This window comes from Alkalihalophilus marmarensis DSM 21297 (genome assembly GCF_000474275.2).
In the GTDB taxonomy this organism is placed as follows: Bacteria; Bacillota; Bacilli; order Bacillales; family Bacillaceae_D; genus Alkalihalophilus; species Alkalihalophilus marmarensis.
The window spans coordinates 23,127-43,433 of record NZ_ATAE01000027.1 but is presented as its reverse complement, the minus strand read 5'-3'; the positions used below and the strand labels follow the sequence as shown (position 1 = coordinate 43,433).

General features: G+C 39.6%; 24 protein-coding genes. All 24 read left to right on the top strand.

Annotated features, from left to right (window positions below; genetic code table 11):
• Positions 1–224 precede the first annotated feature (224 nt).
• The 24 genes from A33I_RS09205 to frr all read left to right on the top strand — a co-directional run bounded on the left by A33I_RS09205 (position 225) and on the right by frr (position 20,247).
• Positions 225–437, top strand: coding sequence for a flagellar FlbD family protein (locus A33I_RS09205; RefSeq protein ID WP_022628166.1), 213 nt, complete (start codon positions 225–227; stop codon positions 435–437).
• A complete protein-coding gene (fliL, locus tag A33I_RS09200; RefSeq protein ID WP_012959380.1) occupies positions 438–869 on the top strand; it encodes a flagellar basal body-associated protein FliL in 432 nt (143 codons plus the stop codon).
• 103 nt (positions 870–972) lie between these two features.
• Complete coding sequence (fliM, locus tag A33I_RS09195) at positions 973–1,965, top strand: flagellar motor switch protein FliM (protein WP_022628165.1); 993 nt, start codon at positions 973–975, stop codon at positions 1,963–1,965.
• Positions 1,955–3,211, top strand: coding sequence for a flagellar motor switch phosphatase FliY (fliY, locus tag A33I_RS09190; RefSeq protein ID WP_022628164.1), 1,257 nt, complete (start codon positions 1,955–1,957; stop codon positions 3,209–3,211). The genes fliM and fliY overlap by 11 nt, the downstream gene beginning before the upstream one ends.
• 23 nt (positions 3,212–3,234) lie before the next feature.
• On the top strand, positions 3,235–3,597 hold the full coding sequence (locus A33I_RS09185) for a response regulator (protein ID WP_012959377.1): 363 nt from the start codon (positions 3,235–3,237) through the stop codon (positions 3,595–3,597).
• A 34-nt stretch (positions 3,598–3,631) separates the two neighbouring features.
• A complete protein-coding gene (locus A33I_RS09180) occupies positions 3,632–4,378 on the top strand; it encodes a flagellar biosynthetic protein FliO (RefSeq protein WP_022628163.1) in 747 nt (248 codons plus the stop codon).
• Positions 4,378–5,082 carry a flagellar type III secretion system pore protein FliP gene (gene fliP, locus A33I_RS09175; protein ID WP_031311532.1) on the top strand — a complete coding sequence of 235 codons (705 nt, stop codon included), beginning with the start codon at positions 4,378–4,380 and terminating at the stop codon, positions 5,080–5,082. The genes A33I_RS09180 and fliP overlap by 1 nt, the downstream gene beginning before the upstream one ends.
• 12 nt (positions 5,083–5,094) lie before the next feature.
• A complete protein-coding gene (gene fliQ / locus A33I_RS09170; protein WP_012959374.1) occupies positions 5,095–5,364 on the top strand; it encodes a flagellar biosynthesis protein FliQ in 270 nt (89 codons plus the stop codon).
• A complete protein-coding gene (fliR, locus tag A33I_RS09165; protein WP_022628161.1) occupies positions 5,364–6,140 on the top strand; it encodes a flagellar biosynthetic protein FliR in 777 nt (258 codons plus the stop codon). The genes fliQ and fliR overlap by 1 nt, the downstream gene beginning before the upstream one ends.
• Positions 6,140–7,231, top strand: coding sequence for a flagellar biosynthesis protein FlhB (gene flhB, locus A33I_RS09160; RefSeq protein WP_012959372.1), 1,092 nt, complete (start codon positions 6,140–6,142; stop codon positions 7,229–7,231). The genes fliR and flhB overlap by 1 nt, the downstream gene beginning before the upstream one ends.
• 29 nt (positions 7,232–7,260) lie before the next feature.
• A complete protein-coding gene (gene flhA, locus A33I_RS09155) occupies positions 7,261–9,297 on the top strand; it encodes a flagellar biosynthesis protein FlhA (RefSeq protein ID WP_022628160.1) in 2,037 nt (678 codons plus the stop codon).
• Positions 9,294–10,451 carry a flagellar biosynthesis GTPase FlhF gene (flhF, locus tag A33I_RS09150; RefSeq protein ID WP_022628159.1) on the top strand — a complete coding sequence of 386 codons (1,158 nt, stop codon included), beginning with the start codon at positions 9,294–9,296 and terminating at the stop codon, positions 10,449–10,451. The genes flhA and flhF overlap by 4 nt, the downstream gene beginning before the upstream one ends.
• Complete coding sequence (locus tag A33I_RS09145) at positions 10,444–11,301, top strand: MinD/ParA family protein (protein WP_022628158.1); 858 nt, start codon at positions 10,444–10,446, stop codon at positions 11,299–11,301. Before flhF ends, A33I_RS09145 begins: the two co-directional genes overlap by 8 nt.
• Positions 11,302–11,420: 119 nt before the next feature.
• Positions 11,421–12,509, top strand: a complete 1,089-nt coding sequence (locus tag A33I_RS09140) for a protein-glutamate methylesterase/protein-glutamine glutaminase (RefSeq protein ID WP_022628157.1) — start codon at positions 11,421–11,423, stop codon at positions 12,507–12,509.
• A gap of 23 nt (positions 12,510–12,532) precedes the next feature.
• Entirely contained in the window at positions 12,533–13,171 is a 639-nt protein-coding gene (locus A33I_RS09135; protein WP_041203470.1) for a chemotaxis protein CheC, read from the top strand.
• Complete coding sequence (locus tag A33I_RS09130; protein WP_022628155.1) at positions 13,164–13,652, top strand: chemotaxis protein CheD; 489 nt, start codon at positions 13,164–13,166, stop codon at positions 13,650–13,652. Before A33I_RS09135 ends, A33I_RS09130 begins: the two co-directional genes overlap by 8 nt.
• Before the next feature lie 63 nt (positions 13,653–13,715).
• Positions 13,716–14,489, top strand: coding sequence for a FliA/WhiG family RNA polymerase sigma factor (locus tag A33I_RS09125; protein WP_022628154.1), 774 nt, complete (start codon positions 13,716–13,718; stop codon positions 14,487–14,489).
• A gap of 37 nt (positions 14,490–14,526) precedes the next feature.
• Positions 14,527–15,906: a DUF342 domain-containing protein gene (locus A33I_RS09120; protein ID WP_022628153.1), complete on the top strand. Its 1,380-nt coding sequence runs from the start codon at positions 14,527–14,529 to the stop codon at positions 15,904–15,906.
• Between the two features lie 12 nt (positions 15,907–15,918).
• Positions 15,919–16,254 carry a hypothetical protein gene (locus tag A33I_RS09115; RefSeq protein ID WP_022628152.1) on the top strand — a complete coding sequence of 112 codons (336 nt, stop codon included), beginning with the start codon at positions 15,919–15,921 and terminating at the stop codon, positions 16,252–16,254.
• A gap of 55 nt (positions 16,255–16,309) precedes the next feature.
• Entirely contained in the window at positions 16,310–16,876 is a 567-nt protein-coding gene (locus A33I_RS09110; protein ID WP_022628151.1) for a DUF6115 domain-containing protein, read from the top strand.
• Positions 16,877–17,039: 163 nt separating this feature from the next.
• Positions 17,040–17,762, top strand: a complete 723-nt coding sequence (rpsB, locus tag A33I_RS09105; RefSeq protein ID WP_031311530.1) for a 30S ribosomal protein S2 — start codon at positions 17,040–17,042, stop codon at positions 17,760–17,762.
• Positions 17,763–17,909: 147 nt separating this feature from the next.
• Positions 17,910–18,794: a translation elongation factor Ts gene (tsf, locus tag A33I_RS09100; RefSeq protein ID WP_022628149.1), complete on the top strand. Its 885-nt coding sequence runs from the start codon at positions 17,910–17,912 to the stop codon at positions 18,792–18,794.
• A gap of 176 nt (positions 18,795–18,970) precedes the next feature.
• Positions 18,971–19,690, top strand: a complete 720-nt coding sequence (pyrH, locus tag A33I_RS09095; RefSeq protein ID WP_022628148.1) for a UMP kinase — start codon at positions 18,971–18,973, stop codon at positions 19,688–19,690.
• Positions 19,690–20,247, top strand: a complete 558-nt coding sequence (gene frr / locus A33I_RS09090; RefSeq protein WP_022628147.1) for a ribosome recycling factor — start codon at positions 19,690–19,692, stop codon at positions 20,245–20,247. Before pyrH ends, frr begins: the two co-directional genes overlap by 1 nt.
• Positions 20,248–20,307 lie beyond the last annotated feature (60 nt).

Below are 20,307 nucleotides of genomic sequence, written 5' to 3'. Positions count from 1 at the left end.
AGAAGAAACTGCCCTTTTTTTTATTTTTTTAATCATTTCCTCAGGCCACTAAAAAAACCATGGGTTTATCAGTGGCCTCGGCTAGAGCAGGGGTGAGATCCCGGAGTGCAAATGCACGAGGAAGCTCACCAGCTCCCCACGGAAAGCGAAGTATATTTCAGGAACGGAATACCTAACACCGCATCCTAGGAGTTATAATGCTTTTGCCCTAGCCCATCCATAAAATGATTGAATTAATTCGATTAAATGGGCAGCTGTTCATGCTGAATGTCTTGTTAATAGAACAAATAGAAGCATTTCCAGATACAACAATTACGCTAGTCAGCGGAAAAAAAATTGTTGTTAAAAATGATTTGAAAGAAGTCTACTCACTAATTAACCAAAGGTACAAAGAAATTGGTCTTATATCGATTTATAAAGGTTTGGAGGGCTCATGATTGTTTAAAAATAAGCTCATTAATATCATGCTTATCATTTTAATTGCCTTAACTTTAATTGGTGTGATTACGCTGGTCTTGTTTAATCATTTTACAAATCAGCCTGAAGCCAATGCTGAGCCTACGATTGATGAAATTATTGCCCAGTCCTATGTAACTGAAGAAATTACGACAAACTTATTATCAAATGATTTTGTACGTACTCAGTTCCATATTCACGTAGATAGCAAAAAAGCGTTGCAAGAAATTCAGAAGCGTGATTTTCAAGTGGAAAACATTATTCTTAGAACGTTATCTGGTAAAAAATCTCCGGATCTTGCCGGCTCTGCTGGGATCGAAGAGCTTGAAGCAGAAATAAAGGAACAAATTAATCAATTATTACAAGAGGGCTCGGTTGTTCAAGTGTATACCACAAGCTGGGTCATTCAATAATCAACTCCCACTAAATCTATTATAAAGGTCGATAGATTTGCGGGATGATAGATTTATAAAGAAACGTTAGATAGCTGTTTTAAGGAATGGAGAGGTGAGGCTCTTGGCTGACATTTTATCGCAAGGTGAGATTGATGCTCTGTTATCGGCACTTTCTACTGGAGAAATGGATGCTGATGAACTCAAAAAAGAAGAGACGGAAAAGAAAGTTAAAGTGTACGATTTCAAACGAGCCCTGCGCTTTTCTAAAGATCAAGTTCGTAGTTTAACTCGTATCCATGAAAATTTTGCAAGATTGTTAACCACTTATTTTTCGGCTCAACTTAGGACGTTTGTTCAAATATCCGTGGCATCCGTTGATCAGCTGCCATATGAAGAATTTATCCGTGCGATCCCAAAAATGACCATCTTAAATGTATTTGAACCGTATCCGTTAGAAGGACGTTTATTGATGGAAGTGAACCCTAATGTAGCATATGCCATGCTGGACAGGTTATTAGGCGGGAAGGGCATCAGTATTAACAAAATAGAAAATTTAACTGAAATAGAAACGAGAATCATGTCACAATTGTTTCAACGTACATTAGACAGCTTTGAGGAAGCTTGGAGCAGCGTGGTTGAAATGGATCCTGTGATGGAGGAGATCGAGGTTAACCCTCAATTTCTTCAAATGGTTTCACCAAATGAAACGGTTGTTGTCATCTCCTTATCAACAACTATTTCAGAAACATCAGGCATGATTAATATTTGTTTGCCGCATGTTGTTCTTGAGGAAGTGCTCCCTAAGCTTTCTGTTCACTATTGGATGCAAGAGAAGAAGAAACAACATCAGCCAGGTGAAAAAGAAGCGATTGAAGCAAAAATTAAAAAGGCACCATTACTTATTCAATCAGAGCTTGGACGCTCGGAAATAACGATAAATGAATTTCTGCAATTAGGTGAAGGAGACGTCATTGAGTTAGATCAATTAATCAATGAGCCTCTTCTTGTAACGGTTGAAGGCGAGAAGAAATTCTATGCTCAGCCAGGGAAAATGAAAAATAAAATGGCCGTTCAAGTGACGGATGTAATTGAGGAGGCAGAAGATGATGAATGACGACATGCTGTCCCAAGACGAAATAAACGAACTGCTAAAAGGTATCGGTAATGATGATGAAACAAAAGAAGAAGAAACGAAAGAAGAAATTGAAACATCACCATCATCATCCACTTCGTTAAATGTAAATGATTATTTATCGGATATTGAACAAGATGCCTTAGGAGAGATCGGAAATATTTCTTTTGGCAGTGCTGCTACAGCGTTATCAACACTATTAAACCAAAAAGTAGAAATTACGACACCTACTCTTACTTTAGTAGAAAGCAAAGAACTGCCGGCCGAATTTCCACAGCCTCATGTAGCGGTTCATGTTGAGTATACTGAAGGTTTTGAAGGAATGAACCTGCTTGTCATAAAAACAGGGGATGCGGCCATCATTGCTGATTTAATGCTTGGAGGAGACGGCACAAATCCTGCTAGTGATCTTTCAGACATGCATGTGAGTGCAGTGCAAGAAGCAATGAACCAAATGATGGGCTCCGCTTCGACTTCAATGTCGACTGTATTTAATAAACGCGTAGATATTTCTCCGCCAGGCATTGATTTAATGGATTTAAAACATAATGTAGGCACGTCAAATGTGCCAGAAGATCAAATTTTAGTAAAAATCTCATTCCGTTTAAAAATCGGAGAGTTAATTGATTCAAATATTATGCAGCTCGTTACGGTTACATTTGCCAAACGTTTAGTAGATGATTTAATGAATCCAGCTCCAATAGATGGAGATTTCCTAGGTGAAGAGGTTATTCCAGAAATGCCTGCTAATGAGCCACCTGCCGAAAAGTCTGAGGTTCATTCACGCCGAAGCGAGATGCCGCAAAATGATCGATCTCATCATGTGGATCAATCTTTTGAACAACCAATCCATGAAAGAACTAGAGAACAACAGCATATTGGCTCTGGCATGCACGGAGGCAGGGAAGTAGATGTGCAGCCTGCAGCTTTCTCTCATTTTGAACCACAGCCTCTGTCAAACCATGAATCTAAAAACTTAAGTATGCTGTTAGATATTCCTCTTCAAGTAACCGTTGAATTAGGTCGGACGAAGCGCTCTATTAAAGAGATTTTAGAGCTAGGTCAAGGATCCATTATTGAGTTAGATAAACTTGCTGGAGAACCGGTTGATATTTTAGTGAATCAAAAGCTTATCGCTAAAGGCGAAGTTGTTGTTATTGAAGAGAGTTTTGGTGTTCGGGTGACAGACATTGTCAGCCAGGAAGATCGTATTCGTAATTTAAAATAATTGTTGGAAATGAGGAGACCGTAATGGCACACAAAGTATTAATCGTTGATGATGCAGCGTTTATGCGCATGATGATTAAAGATATTCTTACCAAAAATGGATTTGATGTAGTGGGGGAAGCGAATGACGGTGCTCAAGCTGTCGAGAAGTATGAAGAGCTATCACCTGATCTTGTCACGATGGACATCACGATGCCTGAAATGGATGGGATTACATCATTGAAAGAAATCAAAAAAATTGATCCAAATGCAAAAGTAATCATGTGTTCTGCAATGGGTCAACAAGCAATGGTCATTGATGCGATCCAAGCGGGGGCTAAAGATTTTATTGTTAAACCTTTCCAAGCGGACCGCGTGCTAGAGGCAATAAAGAAAACACTTGGATAATTGGATTAGGAAAGTAAATGAGGTGTCACCTAGTATGTGCAAGAAGGTGTTAGCTTCTCTCCTAGCAGCTTCTTTAGTTGCATTTACGGCAGGAGAGGCAGAGGCAGAAAGTCAAAATGAAAATCGGTCGGTTCAAGAAGCCATTCAGGAAGCTCGTGAAGGAATTAATCAAGAAGAGCCTTCAACTGAAATTCCGGACGAAGAGAATATCGAGCAAAGTGACCAGCAAGATAGTGGATCCTTGCAAGAAACCGAAGCAAGTGAGATGAATAACGAGCAAGACGAAATGATTGGTTTGACAGATCAAAATCCATTTTTAATGTTCATACAAATGATTGCAGCTCTCGTTTTTGTTGTCTTCTTAATTTATATGCTTCTGCGGTTTGTAAATAAAAGAACCCAGTCATTTAGATCGACTAAATTGCTGCACAATATTGGCGGTGTTCCTCTTGGCGGCAACCGCTCTGTTCAATTAGTAAAAGTAGGAGATCGTCTTCTTGTCGTAGGTGTAGGGGAATCCATTCAATTATTGAAAGAACTTGATGACCCAAAAGAGGTTGAAACGTTTGTTCAAATGCAAGAACAACAATACGAGCAATTTGAGCAGCCTCTTACAAAAGCATTAGGTAAGGTCAATCGTTTGTGGAATAGAGAGTCTCATTCTCCACCAGCTGCAAATGATAATCAAGAAGCTTTTAAGGCCTTATTAGGTAAACAGTTAAAAGACGTTTCAAAGTCTCAAAAAGAGATTCATGATGCAGTTAGGGAGAGAGATAAATGATGGTTGACCAACTTATAATGCCTGTTATTACTCAAATCCCGGGACTTGATCTTGATTTCTTATCAGAGGAGCCAGCGAACGTTGCTACGACCATTCAGCTGCTTATCGTGCTGACTGTCTTATCGCTTGCACCAGGCATTTTGATTCTAATGACCAGTTTTACAAGAATTGTGATTGTCCTTTCATTTGTCAGACAAGGCTTGGCCACTCAATCCATGCCGCCAAACCAAGTCCTGATTGGACTAGCTCTATTTTTAACGTTTTTCATTATGGCTCCAATATTTGCTGAGGTGAACGAACAAGCACTTACACCGTTTCTTGAAGGGGAGCTCACCCAAGAGCAAGCATTAGAGCAAGCAGCGGTGCCGATGAAAGAATTTATGGCCAAGCATACGAGGGAAAAAGACCTTGCCTTGTTTATGGGGTATGCTGGGATGGATCGTCCTGAGTCATTAGATGATATTCCGTTGACAGCCTTAATTCCTGCTTTCGCGATAAGTGAATTAAAAACGGCTTTTCAAATTGGATTTTTAATATTCGTTCCTTTTCTCGTAATCGATATGATTGTAGCGAGTGTATTAATGTCTATGGGGATGATGATGCTTCCTCCTGTTATGATTGCTCTACCGTTTAAAATTTTACTGTTTGTACTTGTAGATGGTTGGTATTTAATTGTTCAATCACTACTGCTTAGCTTCAGTTAGGATGTGTTCTTAATGAGTTCTGAATTTGTCATAAGCATGGCGGAAAATGGTGTCTGGACAGTACTGATTGTAGCTGGTCCGCTTTTAATCGTTGCATTGGGGTTAGGGCTTTTAGTTAGTATCTTTCAAGCAACCACCCAAATACAGGAACAGACATTAGCTTTCATACCTAAAATTGTCGGGGTCCTTGCATCACTTGTTATTTTTGGTCCGTGGATGCTTTCACAGGTAACAAACTTTGCTTACCAAATATTTAGCAATCTCCACCGGTTTATCGGATAATGGTTGAATTTATTAACCTTCTTCCGGCTTTTTTGTTAGTGTTTGTTCGAGTTCTTGCCTTCTTTTCGGTGCTGCCTATTTACGGCCACAGGTCCATCCCTACGACTCATAAAATAGGACTAGCTCTTATGCTTAGCTGGATTATGATCTTTACATTAGATACACCTGAGGTTTTAATTGACGCTACATTTTTCTTGCTTGTGATTAAAGAAATTTTAGTCGGGCTTAGCGTTGGGCTGATTGCGATGATTTTATTGTATGCCGTACAAGTAGCAGGCGGATTTATTGATTTTAATATGGGATTTATGATTGCTAACGTGGTCGACCCTCAAACAGGAGCGCAGTCTCCATTAATAGGTGGGTATCTATATACGTTTGCTCTATTATTCTTGCTTGCCGTAAATGGACATCATTTATTGTTAGATGGAATTTTTTACAGCTATCAGTTCGTGCCAATGGATCAAGTTTTTCTGCCGTTTGGACAAGAAAACATCGTCCATTATATCGCAACAACCTTCAATGCGATGTTTATCATTGCATTTCAGATGGCTTTTCCGATTGTCGGCTCTTTGTTTCTAGTTGATGTTGCACTTGGGATGGTGTCACGAGCTGTACCGCAAATGAACGTGTTCGTGGTTGGGATGCCGCTGAAAATTTTAGTCGGTTTGCCGCTTCTAATCGTTTATATGTCTGTATTTATTATGGTCGTACAAAAATTATTTGATCAAATGGTGCTCGCAATGCGAACGCTGCTGCAATTATTAGGAGGAGCATAATGGCTTTTCTACGGATGAATCTGCAATTTTTTGCAGATGAAAAAACAGAAAAAGCAACACCTAAAAAAAGGCAGGATTCAAGAAAAAAAGGACAGGTTGCTAAAAGTACAGATGTTAATACAGCTATTATTCTTCTTTTAGTCTTTTTATTTTTATGGTTTTTTGGAGGAGCCATCATAGGATCTACGTTGATGGATTTAATGAAGCATGTGTTTCAAACGTATCTATTAATGGATGTCACTCCAAGAAGTTTTGAAGCCATGTTTAAAGAAATTGTGATGGAAGCGGCCGTTGTGTTACTTCCAATTATGCTTGTGGCAATGGTTGCTGGGGTAGCGGCGAGCTACATTCAAGTCGGTCCATTATTTACAACTGATCCGCTTAAAATGAAGCTCAGTAAAATTGATCCCATCAAAGGATTTAAAAGAATCTTTTCTGTACGAGCTATTGTTGAATTGCTGAAATCCTTATTAAAAATAGCTTTTGCTGGTGTGGTCGTATTCGTTATTCTGTGGTTTAACTTAGAAGATGTGCTGTTGCTAAGTCAAAAAGCGGTTGCTGATGGATTTTATGTCATTGCCCAGCTGACCGCATTAATGGGTGTAGCTGTTGCTGTCTTGCTTCTGTTTCTATCAATCCCTGATTATCTCTATCAGAAATATGACCATGAAAAGCAAATTAAAATGTCCAAAAAGGATATTAAAGATGAGCACAAAAACATGGAAGGGGACCCGAGGATCAAATCAAAGCGTAAGCAAAAGCAAATGGAAATGGCGATGCAGAGAATGATGCAGGAAGTCCCTAATGCAGATGTCGTTATCACAAACCCGACTCATTATGCAATTGCCTTAAAATATGATGAGGAAAAAGCGGATGCTCCGATTATTGTTGCTAAAGGTGTAGATTATGTAGCCCAGAAAATTAAAGGGATCGCAAGTGAACATGACGTGGTGCTGGTTGAAAATAAGCCGCTTGCACGGGCTCTGTATGCCAACGCTGACATAGGAGAACAAGTGCCGGAAGATATGTTTAAAGCTGTAGCCGAGGTGCTTGCTTATGTGTATCGTTTGAAAAACAAGCAAGTGAATTAAATTTGTATGAAAGTTAGGAGAGAAGTTTTGTGAGGCCAAGAGACTTATCGGTATTACTGGGCGTTATTTTAATTGTCGTTATGCTCATTATTCCATTACCACCAGGGATACTGGACTTTTTAATTATTATAAATATTTCTCTTGCGCTCATTATCATTTTAGTTGCAATGAGTACAAATGATTCACTGCAATTTTCGATTTTCCCGACCTTATTATTACTCGTCACTTTATTCCGCCTAGGACTAAATGTTTCTACGACGAGGTCTATTTTAGGTAATGCAGAAGCAGGAAATGTTATCGACACATTTGGTAACTATGTGGTAGGCGGAAACGCCCTTGTCGGGTTTGTAGTCTTTTTAATCTTGATTATTATTCAGTTTGTGGTTATTACCAAAGGGGCTGAACGTGTATCAGAGGTTGGAGCTAGATTCACTTTAGATGCGATGCCTGGTAAACAAATGAGTATTGATGCTGATTTAAATGCAGGAATGATTTCTGATGCTGAAGCAAAAGGCCGTCGTGAGCGTATTGAAAAAGAAGCTGATTTTTACGGGGCGATGGATGGTGCGAGTAAATTTGTAAAAGGTGATGCGATTGCAGGTATTGTAATTGTTATCATTAATATGATTTTTGGTCTTGTTATTGGGATGATGCAGATGGGAATGGATCTTGGAACTGCAGCAACGACGTATACCCTTTTAACAGTAGGTGACGGTCTAGTCAGTCAAATACCAGCCCTGTTAATTTCTACAGCAACAGGTATTATTGTCACACGTGCCGCCTCAGATGGTAACTTGAGCCAAGATTTAACGAAACAATTATTTGCCTTTCCGAAAATGCTTTACGTAGCTGCAGGGACGATTTTCTTATTAGGGGTAGCAACACCGATTGATAAGTTTGTAACGTTTACGGTGGCTGCGCTGCTTGCCTTTGGGGCCTTTCAACTATCTAGGATAGAGAAGGGCTCCGTTGAAGAGGAAGAAACAGAAGAAACGGAAGAAGAAAAAGATGATATGAAATCACCAGAAAGTGTGGTTTCCCTTCTGCAGATTGATCCGATTGAATTCGAGTTTGGCTACGGTTTAATTCCGCTTGCGGATGCAAATCAGGGCGGGGATTTGCTTGATCGAGTTGTCATGATCAGAAGGCAGATGGCACTAGAACTCGGTATGATCGTTCCGGTTATTCGGATTCGTGATAATATACAGCTTCAGCCAAACGAGTACACGATTAAAATAAAGGGTAATGAAGTAGCAAAAGGTGACCTTTTACTCGACCACTATATGGCGATGAGTCCTGGTGTAGAGGATGAATCAATTGTTGGTGTGGATACAGTCGAGCCAGCATTTGGTCTGCCGGCTCTCTGGATTGGTGAAGAAATGAAAGAACAAGCGGAACTCTCAGGCTATACCGTAGTCGACCCGCCTTCTGTCGTTTCCACCCATTTAACAGAAGTGATCAAACGCCATGCCCATGAATTATTAGGTCGTCAAGAAACGAAACAGCTTGTTGAACATCTACAAGAAACGTATCCTGCTTTAGTGGAAGAAGTGACGCCAAATACATTATCTACTGGAGAAGTACAAAAGGTTCTGACCAATTTATTAAAAGAAAACATTTCGATTCGTAATTTGCCGATTATTTTTGAAACATTGGCTGATTACGGGCAGATGACAAAAGATATGGATCTCGTTACAGAGTATGTAAGACAGTCTTTATCACGGCAGATTTCTAGGCAGTTTACAACTCCAGGGGAACCTCTCTATGTCATCACGTTAAGTGGAAGTGTAGAAAAGAAAGTTGCTGATGGAGTTCAGCAGACCGAGCATGGAAATTTCTTGTCAATGGATCCTAATGTATCGCAGCAGATCTTAGAATCAGCTGCCGGTGAAGCTGACCGTCTTCAAGGAATGGGCCAAGTGCCTGTCATTCTTTGTTCCCCTGCTGTCAGAATGTATGTGAGACAATTATTAGAACGCTATCTTCCGCATGTGCCGGTCCTTTCTTATAACGAATTAGAAGCAAATGTAGAAGTTCAAAGTGTTGGAGTGGTGAATGCAGAATGAAAATAAAAAAATATACAGCAGCCTCTATGCACGAAGCTATGAAACTAATTCGAGCAGAACTAGGTGATGAAGCGGTTATTTTAAGTTCAAAAGAGGTAGAGTCGGGCGGATTTCTAGGCTTCTTTACAAAGAAGAAACTTGAAGTTGTAGCAGCCATTGACCCAATGCCTGACCATAAACCGGCAAATAGAAATGAGGTAAGAAGAGCACCTGCTGTCTCTCTACAAGTAGAGAGGAATATACAACCAACCGAGAAAGCAGGACGTTCTGATGAAGATCTAGTCAGAGAAGTGAATGAATTAAAAAAGTTGATAAAAGAAATAAAGCCTGCTCAACCGCTGCCTGAACAAGAATATCCTCTGCCCTTTCAAACAATAGAGAACCAACTAAAAGGGCAGGGAGTTTCACGCTCCATACGTGCTGAAATTTTAGGAACTCTCCTTAACGAATGGTATAAAAAGCCGGAAGAAGATAGAGATCCTAAAGCTTTACTGAATCAAACAGCAGAATGGCTGAAAAAAGAGCTGTCCATATTACCTGTAGGCGGCCTTCGCTTTGAAAAGAAAATCATTAATATTGTAGGCCCAACAGGGGTAGGCAAGACAACAACTATTGCGAAAATAGCCGCAGAATGTGTGTTGAAACAACACAAAAAAGTAGCTCTTATCACAACCGATACCTATCGAATTGCAGCGGTCGAACAATTGAAAACATACGCTAAGATTTTGAATATCCCGATAGAAGTCGCTTATTCAATAGAAGATTTTAAAAAAGCGAAGGACTTATATAAGCATTATGATGTGATTCTCGTTGATTCTGCAGGAAGAAATTTTAGAAATAAACTTTATGTTGAAGAGTTGTCTAAAGTCATGGACTTTACTGAAGAGGCAGAAACTCTTCTTGTTTTAGCCTTGACTTCTAAATATGAGGATATGAAGCAGATCATTGCTCAATTCTCCCTGCTTCCTATTAAACAAGTTATTTTTACAAAACAAGATGAAACCTCGTCATACGGTGCCTATATTAATGTTCCGCTAGAATTTGGCTTAGGTGCAGCTTATATTACCAATGGTCAAAATGTACCAGATGATATGAAAGAAGCAACGATCGAACAATTAATTGAACCCGTATTAAAGGAAGCTGAACATGAATGATCAAGCAGAAAGCTTACGACGCATTGTAAGTCATTCGGGAGGGCCGGGTGCTAAAGTAGTCGCTATAGTAAGTGGAAAAGGCGGCGTAGGGAAGTCGAATGTATGTCTTAATTTTGCTCTTAGTTTAATTAAACTTGATAAAAAAGTAGCTATTATTGATTTAGATATTGGAATGGGCAATCTTGATATCTTAATGGGAATGCAATCAAAACGAACGATTGTTGATCTGCTGAAGAGTGAATGGACGATTTGGGATATTATTGAGAAAGGTCCAGAAAATTTATCTTATTTAGCAGGAGGTTCAGGTTTTTCTGAATTGATAGAGCTTAAAACGGAGGACATGGAACGCTTCCTGACTCAATTAAAAGCATTAGAGACGGAATATGACTATATATTTCTTGATATGGGGGCAGGTGTGACAAAGGAAGGCTTGAAGTTTATTCTTGCCGCTCATGAAGTGATGGTTGTGACAACTCCTGAACCTACGGCTATGACCGATGCTTATGCCATGATTAAATACATCTATTTAGAAGATGAGACAAAAGAAATAATGGTGATTGTTAATCGATGTGAAACAAGCCGAGAAGGAGAACAAACGGCAAGTAACTTTAAAAGAGTAACAAAAGAGTTTCTAAAAAAAGAAATTAGTGTACTTGGAAGCCTTCCAGACGACCGCTCTGTCAGCCGAGCGGTCAAAGCACAAAAACCGTTCGTTCACTTCGATACAAAATCGAATATATCAAAAGCTATGAGGGAAATGGTTTTACGTTATACAGGTACAAAAAGACCTAAACCCAGCTATTCTTTTAGTCAACTTATTAGAGGACTAAAACGAAAAATAGTCGATTAATGAAAATGCACTTAATGATAATGAACAATAATGAATTATACAATAACGAAAATAAACAACGAAAAATAAACAACGAAATGATCAATAACGCGATGAAAGAGCGCAGGAAGACAGTCCATATGAAAGAGAGAGGTGATCATATGGTAGAGCAGATCAACGTTTTGGTAGTAGATGATTCTGCATTTATGAGAAAAGTAATCAGCGATATGTTGACTAAAGACCCCCATATTCATGTTGTAGGTACAGCAAGGAATGGAAAAGAAGCCCTCACAAAACGTGTGTCTCTTGCTCCGGATGTCATTACCTTAGATGTCGAAATGCCTGTAATGGATGGGATATCGACACTTAAACAATTAATGAAGCATGATCCTATTCCTGTGGTTATGATCAGCAGTTTAACAAAAGAAGGGGCTCTTCAAACGCTTCTTGCTATGGAGCTTGGTGCTGTAGATTTTGTTGCAAAAACGTCAGGAGCTATATCCCTAGATCTGCATGTGATTGAAAAAGAAATTGTGCAGAAAGTAAAGCTCGCGAGTCAAGCAAACCTCATGAATAACACAAGTAAGCGCCATATTCAGCAAATGCCTTCAAACCGTCCTTTTGTGATTAAGCACTCAACAAGCAGCAATAAAAAAGTTATTGCTATTGGAACATCCACTGGCGGACCTAAGGCATTAAAGGAAGTATTAACAAACCTGCCCAAAGAAATTGATGCACCGATTGTCATTGTTCAGCATATGCCAAGCGGATTTACACAATCTTTAGCCCAACGTTTAGATACGCTTTCTCACATTGATGTGAAAGAGGCCGCTAGCGGGGACATCCTTCGAAATGGAACTGCCTATATTGCACCTGGTGGTTCTCATATGGAAATAATGAAAACGGGTCAAGCGTATTCTATTCACCTGCATAAAGGTGACATGAGAAGAGGGCATAGACCTTCAGTGGATGTCTTATTTGAATCACTAGCGAAGTTTCCAGACTTACAAAAAATTGCCGTTATTATGACAGGCATGGGTTCTGACGGCAAAGCAGGTTTAGAGAAGTTAAAAGAAACCGGCCTGTGTTTTTCTCTTGCTGAATCGGTTCGTACATCGGTTGTATACGGGATGCCTAAAGCAGCAATCGAAGCACAGTTAATTGATGAAATAAGTGATCTTGATAACATAAGTGACCATATTATGCGTCAGCTTAATCATTTTAGGTGAAGGGGAGTTATCTATTGGGTGAATTGAGAGATCTAAATCAGCTTAAGCCATTTCATTTAGATGTGTTAAAGGAAATTGGGAATATTGGGGCTGGTCATGCAGCGACTTCGCTTTCTACATTATTAAAACGCAAAATAGATATGAAGGTTCCTAATGTTAGAGTGGTTCCTCTGCAGGAATTACCTGATCAAGTTGGAGGAGCAGAGGCTGAGGTAGCTGCTATTTTTTTGCGAATTGAAGGCGATGCACCAGGCAGCATGTTTTTTTTATCAGCGATCGACCAAGCCGAGCGCTTAATTCGATCACTTATTGAAAACGAGGATTTTCAATTAAAGCAGCCTCCGTTTGATCAAATTGGACTGTCTGCTCTTCAAGAAGTAGGAAATATCCTCTCAGGCTCTTATCTTTCATCGTTAGCAGACTTTACTAAACTTAATCTTCAGCCTACGGTACCTGGTTTAAGTATCGATATGGTCGGAGCAGTATTAAATTATGGTCTGATGTCTATCTCTGAAGTGAGTGACCATGCGCTGGTCATCGATACTCATATAACAGAAGCGGACAATGAGAGTGAAGAAACATCAGGTCATTTCTTTCTATTGCCAGACCCTGACTCATTTCAGGTGATCTTTAAAGCTTTAGGGGTGGACGTTGATGAGTGAGGTAATCAAAGTGGGGATGGCAGATCTAAAGCTTGCCGCACCGCCCAATACAATACGCACCTCTGGATTAGGGTCTTGTGTAGGTGTGGTCATCTATGATGAAATGACAAATATTTCAGGCATGGCCCATGTGATGCTCCCTGATTCAAGTCAATCAAAACAAGTAACTTTAAATACAGCAAAATATGCAGATACAGCGATTAAAGAATTGTTTAACAAAATGATCGCTGAAGGGGCACGATCTTACTCTCTTAAAGCCAAGATGGCGGGCGGTGCTCAGATGTTTACTTTCCAAAGCGGCAGTGATGTGATGAGAATTGGACCAAGAAACGTGGAAGCAGTTAAGCATGCATTAAAACAATTAAGGATCCCAGTATTGGCGAGTGATGTCGGGGGGAAAAGCGGGAGAACAATTGAGTTTGATCCTGTTTCAAAAAAGTTACATATAAGAACTGTCAATCAGGGGACGGTGGCCATTTAGAACACATTTAACGAAGTGAGTTTGATTGGGATGAATGGAATGTAGTGATAGGAGGGACAAATGATGGCACGTGTATCTACTAATGAAAATCAGAAAATTTGGGATAAGTGGTTAACAAGCCGAGACTTAGAAGCTTGTGATGAATTAATTCGTTTATACATGCCGATTGTGAACTATCATGTACAACGAATCTCTGTAGGCCTTCCTAAGAATGTCTCAAAAGATGATCTTACGAGCCATGGAATGTTAGGTTTATATGATGCGCTAGAAAAGTTCAATCCCAATCGCGATCTCAAATTTGATACATACGCATCGTTTCGTGTGCGTGGTGCGATAATAGATGGTTTACGTAAAGAGGATTGGCTTCCGAGGTCGATGCGTGAAAAAATTAAACGGGTAGAAGCATGTATCCAGCAATTAGAACAAGAGTTTGGAAGAAATGTGAGTGCAAAAGAAGTTGGAGTTAAGTTAGACATGCCTGAAGAAGAAGTCTATCAAATCATGAATGAACACTATTTATCTAATTTACTATCAATCGATGAACGAACAAATGATTCCGACCGAAGCGACTCAAATAACAGTGCCTCTTATTCTGCAACGCTTGTTGACAAACAAACAAAAACACCTGAAGAAAGCCTGATGTTTGAAGCGGTGAAAGAGGAATTAATAAAAGGCATCAATCGCCTATCTGAAAATGAAAAGCTGGTTATTAGTCTATTCTATTTTGACGAACTAACGTTAACTGAAATAGGCCATATTTTAAATTTATCGACATCAAGAATTTCGCAAATTCATTCAAAGGCACTTTTCAGGATGAATCAGCTCATCAACAAATAATCCTTACATGAAATCACTCGTTATTGGGGGCGGGTCAATGTTAGAAATGGATGATTATTTTAAAATAGACGTCTCAACCGATAAAATGCAGGCGCACTTGATCCAAACAAAAGAAAGAAATGAAGAGGATCATCTCACTAGAGACGAGTTAGAGGAATGGTTAAAAGAGTACGGTGTTACCCATGGTCTGATTGAAGAGTCCCTCCTATTACTTATAAATGGGGAAACGGTAACATCTCCTCTAAAAGTTGCAGCAGGGCGTCCGGCTGTGAATGGAAATCATGCCTATTTAAAAGCACTTTTCCATTCATATGAGACCACAAATGATGATGGCTTAGGGACAGTCAACCTGCGTGATGTTATCGATATTGAGTCAGTGACATCGGGAGAGAAGATCGCTTGTAAAATAGCAGCAACAGACGGGGTCAATGGAGTGAACATTTTTGGTGAAGAGCTAAAAGCAGTTCCTGGCAGAGACTTTGTTTTACGTAAGGGTAAAAATACTCGTGTGGATGAGACAGAACAAGCGGTCTATTCTTTAATAAATGGTCAAGTCAGTATGAGCGAGAAGCAAGTTCACGTGTATCCTATATTTGAAGTCAAAGGTGATGTTGACATGAAAATTGGAAACATCACCTTTGTTGGTAACGTTATCATAAATGGAAATGTACCAACTGGGTTTAGTGTACAAGCTGATGGAGATATAAGAGTAAGAGGAACAGTAGAGGGAGCACGCCTTCTTGCAGGGGGCTCGATCTATGTAGGAGCAGGAATTGTCGGGCAGCATAAAAGTTTTCTTAAAGCTGGGCAGGATATACAAACTACTTTTATCAATGAAGGGGAAGTAGAAGCTGATGGAACGATAGAAGTCACTCAAGCCATTTTGCACAGCTCAAGTATTGCCGGCAGGTCCATTATCTGTACAAAGGGAAAAGGAAATATTGTCGGAGGAACGGTATCTGCAGGAGAAGAGATCCGGGCTAAAACGATAGGCAATGCGATGCAGACAAAAACCTCGCTGTATATAGGAATGAATGCACGGCTTATGAATAAGCAGAAAGCAGCTGAGAGTAATCAAAAAAAGGCCCAAGACGAGTTGGTGAAACTAGGTAAACTGCTAAAAGTGTATATGGACAAGCATAAAACCAAGCCTCTTGCCGGAAAAGAGAAGATCTTAATGCTTAGAGTTCAGCATTCCTTTAGAGCTGCTAAAGAATTATTAGATCAATCAACTGACGAGCTTGAATCTTATGGAGTTTCAGAAGAAAGGCAGCGGCAGGGAGCCGTATATGTGCAGCAGACAATCTATCCGAATGTCGATATTCATTTTGGTAAGTACCGCAGAAAGCTTGTAGCTCCGCATCAATATGCTAGAATTTCTTTAATAGATCGTGAGATTACGATTGCAAGTCTTTAAGGAGATGACGACATGAGTATAAAGCCTATTGAAGTACAAGGTTCCTTTCCGCAATCTCAAAAGACAGGAAAACTTCAAGAACAAATGCAGCAAAGAGGCCAAGTTTCTCAGGAAATTATCGGTCAACAGCTAGAAGCGGAAGATCGTTTAAAGCGTAAGCAAGTAACGAAAACACAGGAGTCAGAGAAAAGTAAACTTCAAAAAGAGCGAGATCAAAGCAATAAAGATAAGAAAAAGAAGAATAATGAAAATGATCATAATCAAAAAGTTGCAAACAACCAAAGTGATGAGGTTGAGCCAAATAATTCTCATCCTTATAAAGGGAAATTTATTGATTTTTCGGGTTGACCATTCTATCGATCATGCTGTTTTGTCTTCATGTAAATGAAAGGAAAGGTTCTAGATGGTATATATATTAACGATCAGCTTGCTGCTGCACGGCTTAACGATCCTGTGGATGATGACATTAGCCAAAAAAATAAGCGTTGGGCCACCTTCTGGTCATACTGACAATGAAAAAGTAAAAAGGGAAATAGAGGATTTACTTTTTGCCTACACTTCTGAGATGAAAGAAGAGAATGAACGGCTGCTGCATGAAATAAAGCAGTTAAAAGAGGCGTCTTCTCCTGGGGGAAACAAAAGCAAAGGGGAAAAAAACGAGCAAGGTCAGTCAACCTCTCTTCAGCAAGATAAAAGGGATGGGGAAACATTTAAAAGCCGGGATGATCACCCTCAAATTAAGAAGCCTGTAAATACTGAGCAGGAAAAAGATCCGTTCCTAGACGGAAAATACAAAGACTATCTTCCACCTTCACCTTCATCTAATGAAGAATCAGCAGCGATTTTTGAGCAGTCTGACACGGCAAATGTATTGATGCTGTCAAAAAGAGGGCTAACTGCCGAACAAATTGCCAAACAACTTCAATTAGGCAAAGGGGAAGTAGAACTTATTTTGAAATTTTATCGCTAAAAAAGTTGGAATAACTTGCAACAAGGCATTGGATGTGGTATATTAATCCACGGTGTTAATCACACACGCCTCTAATTTAAGCGTTGGTGCTGCATTTGCAGTCTCGTTTAAAGATGATGAGAGCGGAGGACAAAAAAACCATTTATTGAAGGAGGTGTTTGATGTGGCAGTAATCTCCATGAAACAATTACTAGAAGCTGGGGTACACTTCGGTCACCAGACTCGTCGCTGGAACCCAAAAATGGATCGCTACATCTTCACAGAACGTAACGGAATTTATATCATTGATCTTCAAAAGACAGTGAAAAAAGTTGAGCAAGCGTACAACTTTGTACGCGACTTAGCAGCTGACGGAGGAAAAATCCTTTTCGTTGGTACTAAAAAACAAGCTCAAGACTCAGTGAAAGAAGAAGCTGAGCGTTGTGGCATGTACTACATCAACCAACGTTGGTTAGGTGGTACTCTTACTAACTTTGAAACAATCCAAAAACGTATTACTCGTCTTAAGAATCTAGAGAAGATGCAAGAAGACGGCACGTTTGATGTTCTTCCTAAGAAAGAAGTAATTCTTCTTAAGAAAGAAATGGATCGTCTTGAAAAGTTCTTAGGCGGTATTAAAGACATGCAAGGAATTCCAGATGCACTATTCGTTATCGACCCACGTAAAGAGCGCATTGCAATTGCGGAAGCTCACAAGCTGAATATCCCAATTGTTGCGATTGTAGATACGAACTGTGATCCAGATGAAATTGACTATGTAATCCCTGGTAACGATGATGCAATTCGTGCAGTAAAACTTCTTACTGGTAAAATGGCGGATGCAGTGATCGAAGCTACTTCAGGTGAGGAAGAAGAAGTAGTTGCTGAAGAAACAACTACTGCTTAATTTCATTTGATCAAAAAGGGTGGTGAAGGGGATGACCCTTTGCCACTTTTTTTTACGAAATAAGAACATGACATACATAAGGACAAGCTTTGATGTTTGTTCTCTTGGCATGTGTGACATACTGACAATTTAAGGAGGCGTTTTGACATGGCAGTAACAGCAGCAATGGTAAAAGAATTACGTGAAAAAACAGGCGCAGGTATGATGGATTGTAAGAAAGCTTTAACAGAAGTAGATGGAGATATGGAAAAAGCAATTGACCTACTTCGTGAAAAAGGTATTGCAAAAGCTGCTAAAAAAGCAGATCGTGTAGCTGCAGAAGGTCTTACAGTAGTTAAAGCTGAAGGAAATAAAGCAGTAATCGTTGAAGTTAACTCTGAGACAGATTTCGTTGCTAAAAACGAAAACTTCCAAAAGTTAGTTCAAGAATTAGCTGATCACGTATTGACTCAAACTCCGGCTTCTGTTGAAGAAGCAATGGGTCAACCTTTCAAAGGTGAAGGCCAAACTGTACAAGAGTACATCAATGCGTCAATCGCTAAAATTGGTGAGAAGATCTCTCTTCGCCGCTTTGAAGTAGTTGAGAAAACAGATGCTGACGTATTTGGTGAGTACCTGCACATGGGAGGTCGTATCGGAGTTCTTTCTGTAGTAGGAGACTCAACTGATGCTGATCTTGCAAAAGATATCTCTATGCACGTAGCTGCTATCAACCCTACGTACGTTTCTCGTGATGAAGTATCACAAGAAGAAGTTAACCGTGAGCGTGAAGTATTAAAGCAGCAAGCATTAAACGAAGGTAAGCCAGAGAACATTGTAGAAAAAATGGTTGAAGGCCGCCTAAGCAAATACTTCGAGCAAGTTTGTTTGCTTGATCAGCCTTTCGTTAAAGATGGCGATCAAAAAGTAGGTAAATATGTACAAAACAAAAATGCTTCTGTTAAATCATTCATCCGTTATGAAGTTGGAGAAGGTATGGAGAAGCGTGAAGATAACTTCGCAGAAGAGGTTATGTCACAAGTTAAAAAGTAATCCAGCTAAGAGGGGGCACACTGTGTCCCTTTTTTCAAGAGGTTGTAAGTAATGGTATATTTAATAATGTCCATAAAATAGATTGGCAAAATCATGCCTGAAATCTTTTATTGAGTATTAAAACGAGTGTTTAAGTAAAAGAAAAGTCTACACGTCTTGTGTTGATGGAGGTTGTCATGCAAAAATTTAATCGAGTTGTATTAAAGCTAAGCGGGGAAGCATTAGCAGGAGAATTAGGATATGGAATTGACCCCACAGTCATCCAATCTGTAGCTAAGCAAGTAAAAGAAATTATTGAGCTTGATGTAGAAGTCGCTGTCGTTGTCGGCGGTGGAAACATCTGGCGTGGAATGGCTGGAAGTGCTAAGGGCATGGACCGTGCTACAGCTGATTATATGGGAATGCTTGCGACAGTAATGAACTCATTAGCTCTTCAGGATAGTTTAGAGGATATTGGTGTTGAGTCGCGTGTTCAAACTTCTATTGAAATGAGACAGGTAGCTGAACCGTATATTCGCCGTAAAGCGATTCGTCATTTAGAGAAAAAACGTGTAGTTATTTTTGCTGCAGGAACTGGCAACCCATACTTCTCTACAGATACAACAGCTGCTCTTCGTGCTGCGGAAATTGAAGCAGAAGTTATTCTTATGGCTAAAAATAATGTAGACGGGGTATACAGTGCAGACCCTTCTGTAGATGAAAATGCTAAAAAATATTCAAGTATTTCTTATATGGATGTTTTAAAAGAGGGCTTAGCGGTGATGGATACAACAGCATCATCTTTATGCATGGATAACAATATTCCACTTGTAGTCTTCTCTATTATGGAAGAGGGCAATATTAAGAAGGCCGTACTCGGTGAAAAAATCGGAACTATTGTAAGGGGGAACTCATAATGTCAGCAGAAATTATGCAAGATGCAAAAGAGCGTATGACCAAAGCAATTGAATCATTAAACCGTGAATTAGCAAAGCTTCGTGCCGGACGTGCGAACCCTGCTCTTCTAGATCGTGTAACAGTTGAGTATTATGGTGCAGAAACACCACTAAACCAACTAGCTACTATTACTGTACCTGAAGCTCGCTTGTTAATGATTCAACCATTTGATAAAACTTCAATGAATGATATTGAGCGTGCGATTCAAAAAGCAGACCTAGGCTTAACACCTTCAAATGATGGTACAGTTATCCGTATTGCGATTCCTCCATTAACGGAAGAACGCCGTCGCGAACTGGTAAAGTTGGTTAAAAAGTCAGCAGAAGAAGGAAAAGTAGCTGTTCGTAATGTTCGTCGTGATGTGAATGATGACTTGAAGAAGCTGCAAAAAGACGGGGAAATGACAGAAGATGAACTTCGCCGTTATACAGATGATGTTCAAAAGCTGACAGATAAACATATTTCTGATATTGATGCAGTGGCAGATAAGAAAGAAAAAGAAATCATGGAAGTCTAAGCAGTTTCAAGGTAAAATAGATGATGTATAAGACCCTCTTATTTTATAGGGGGTTTTTTA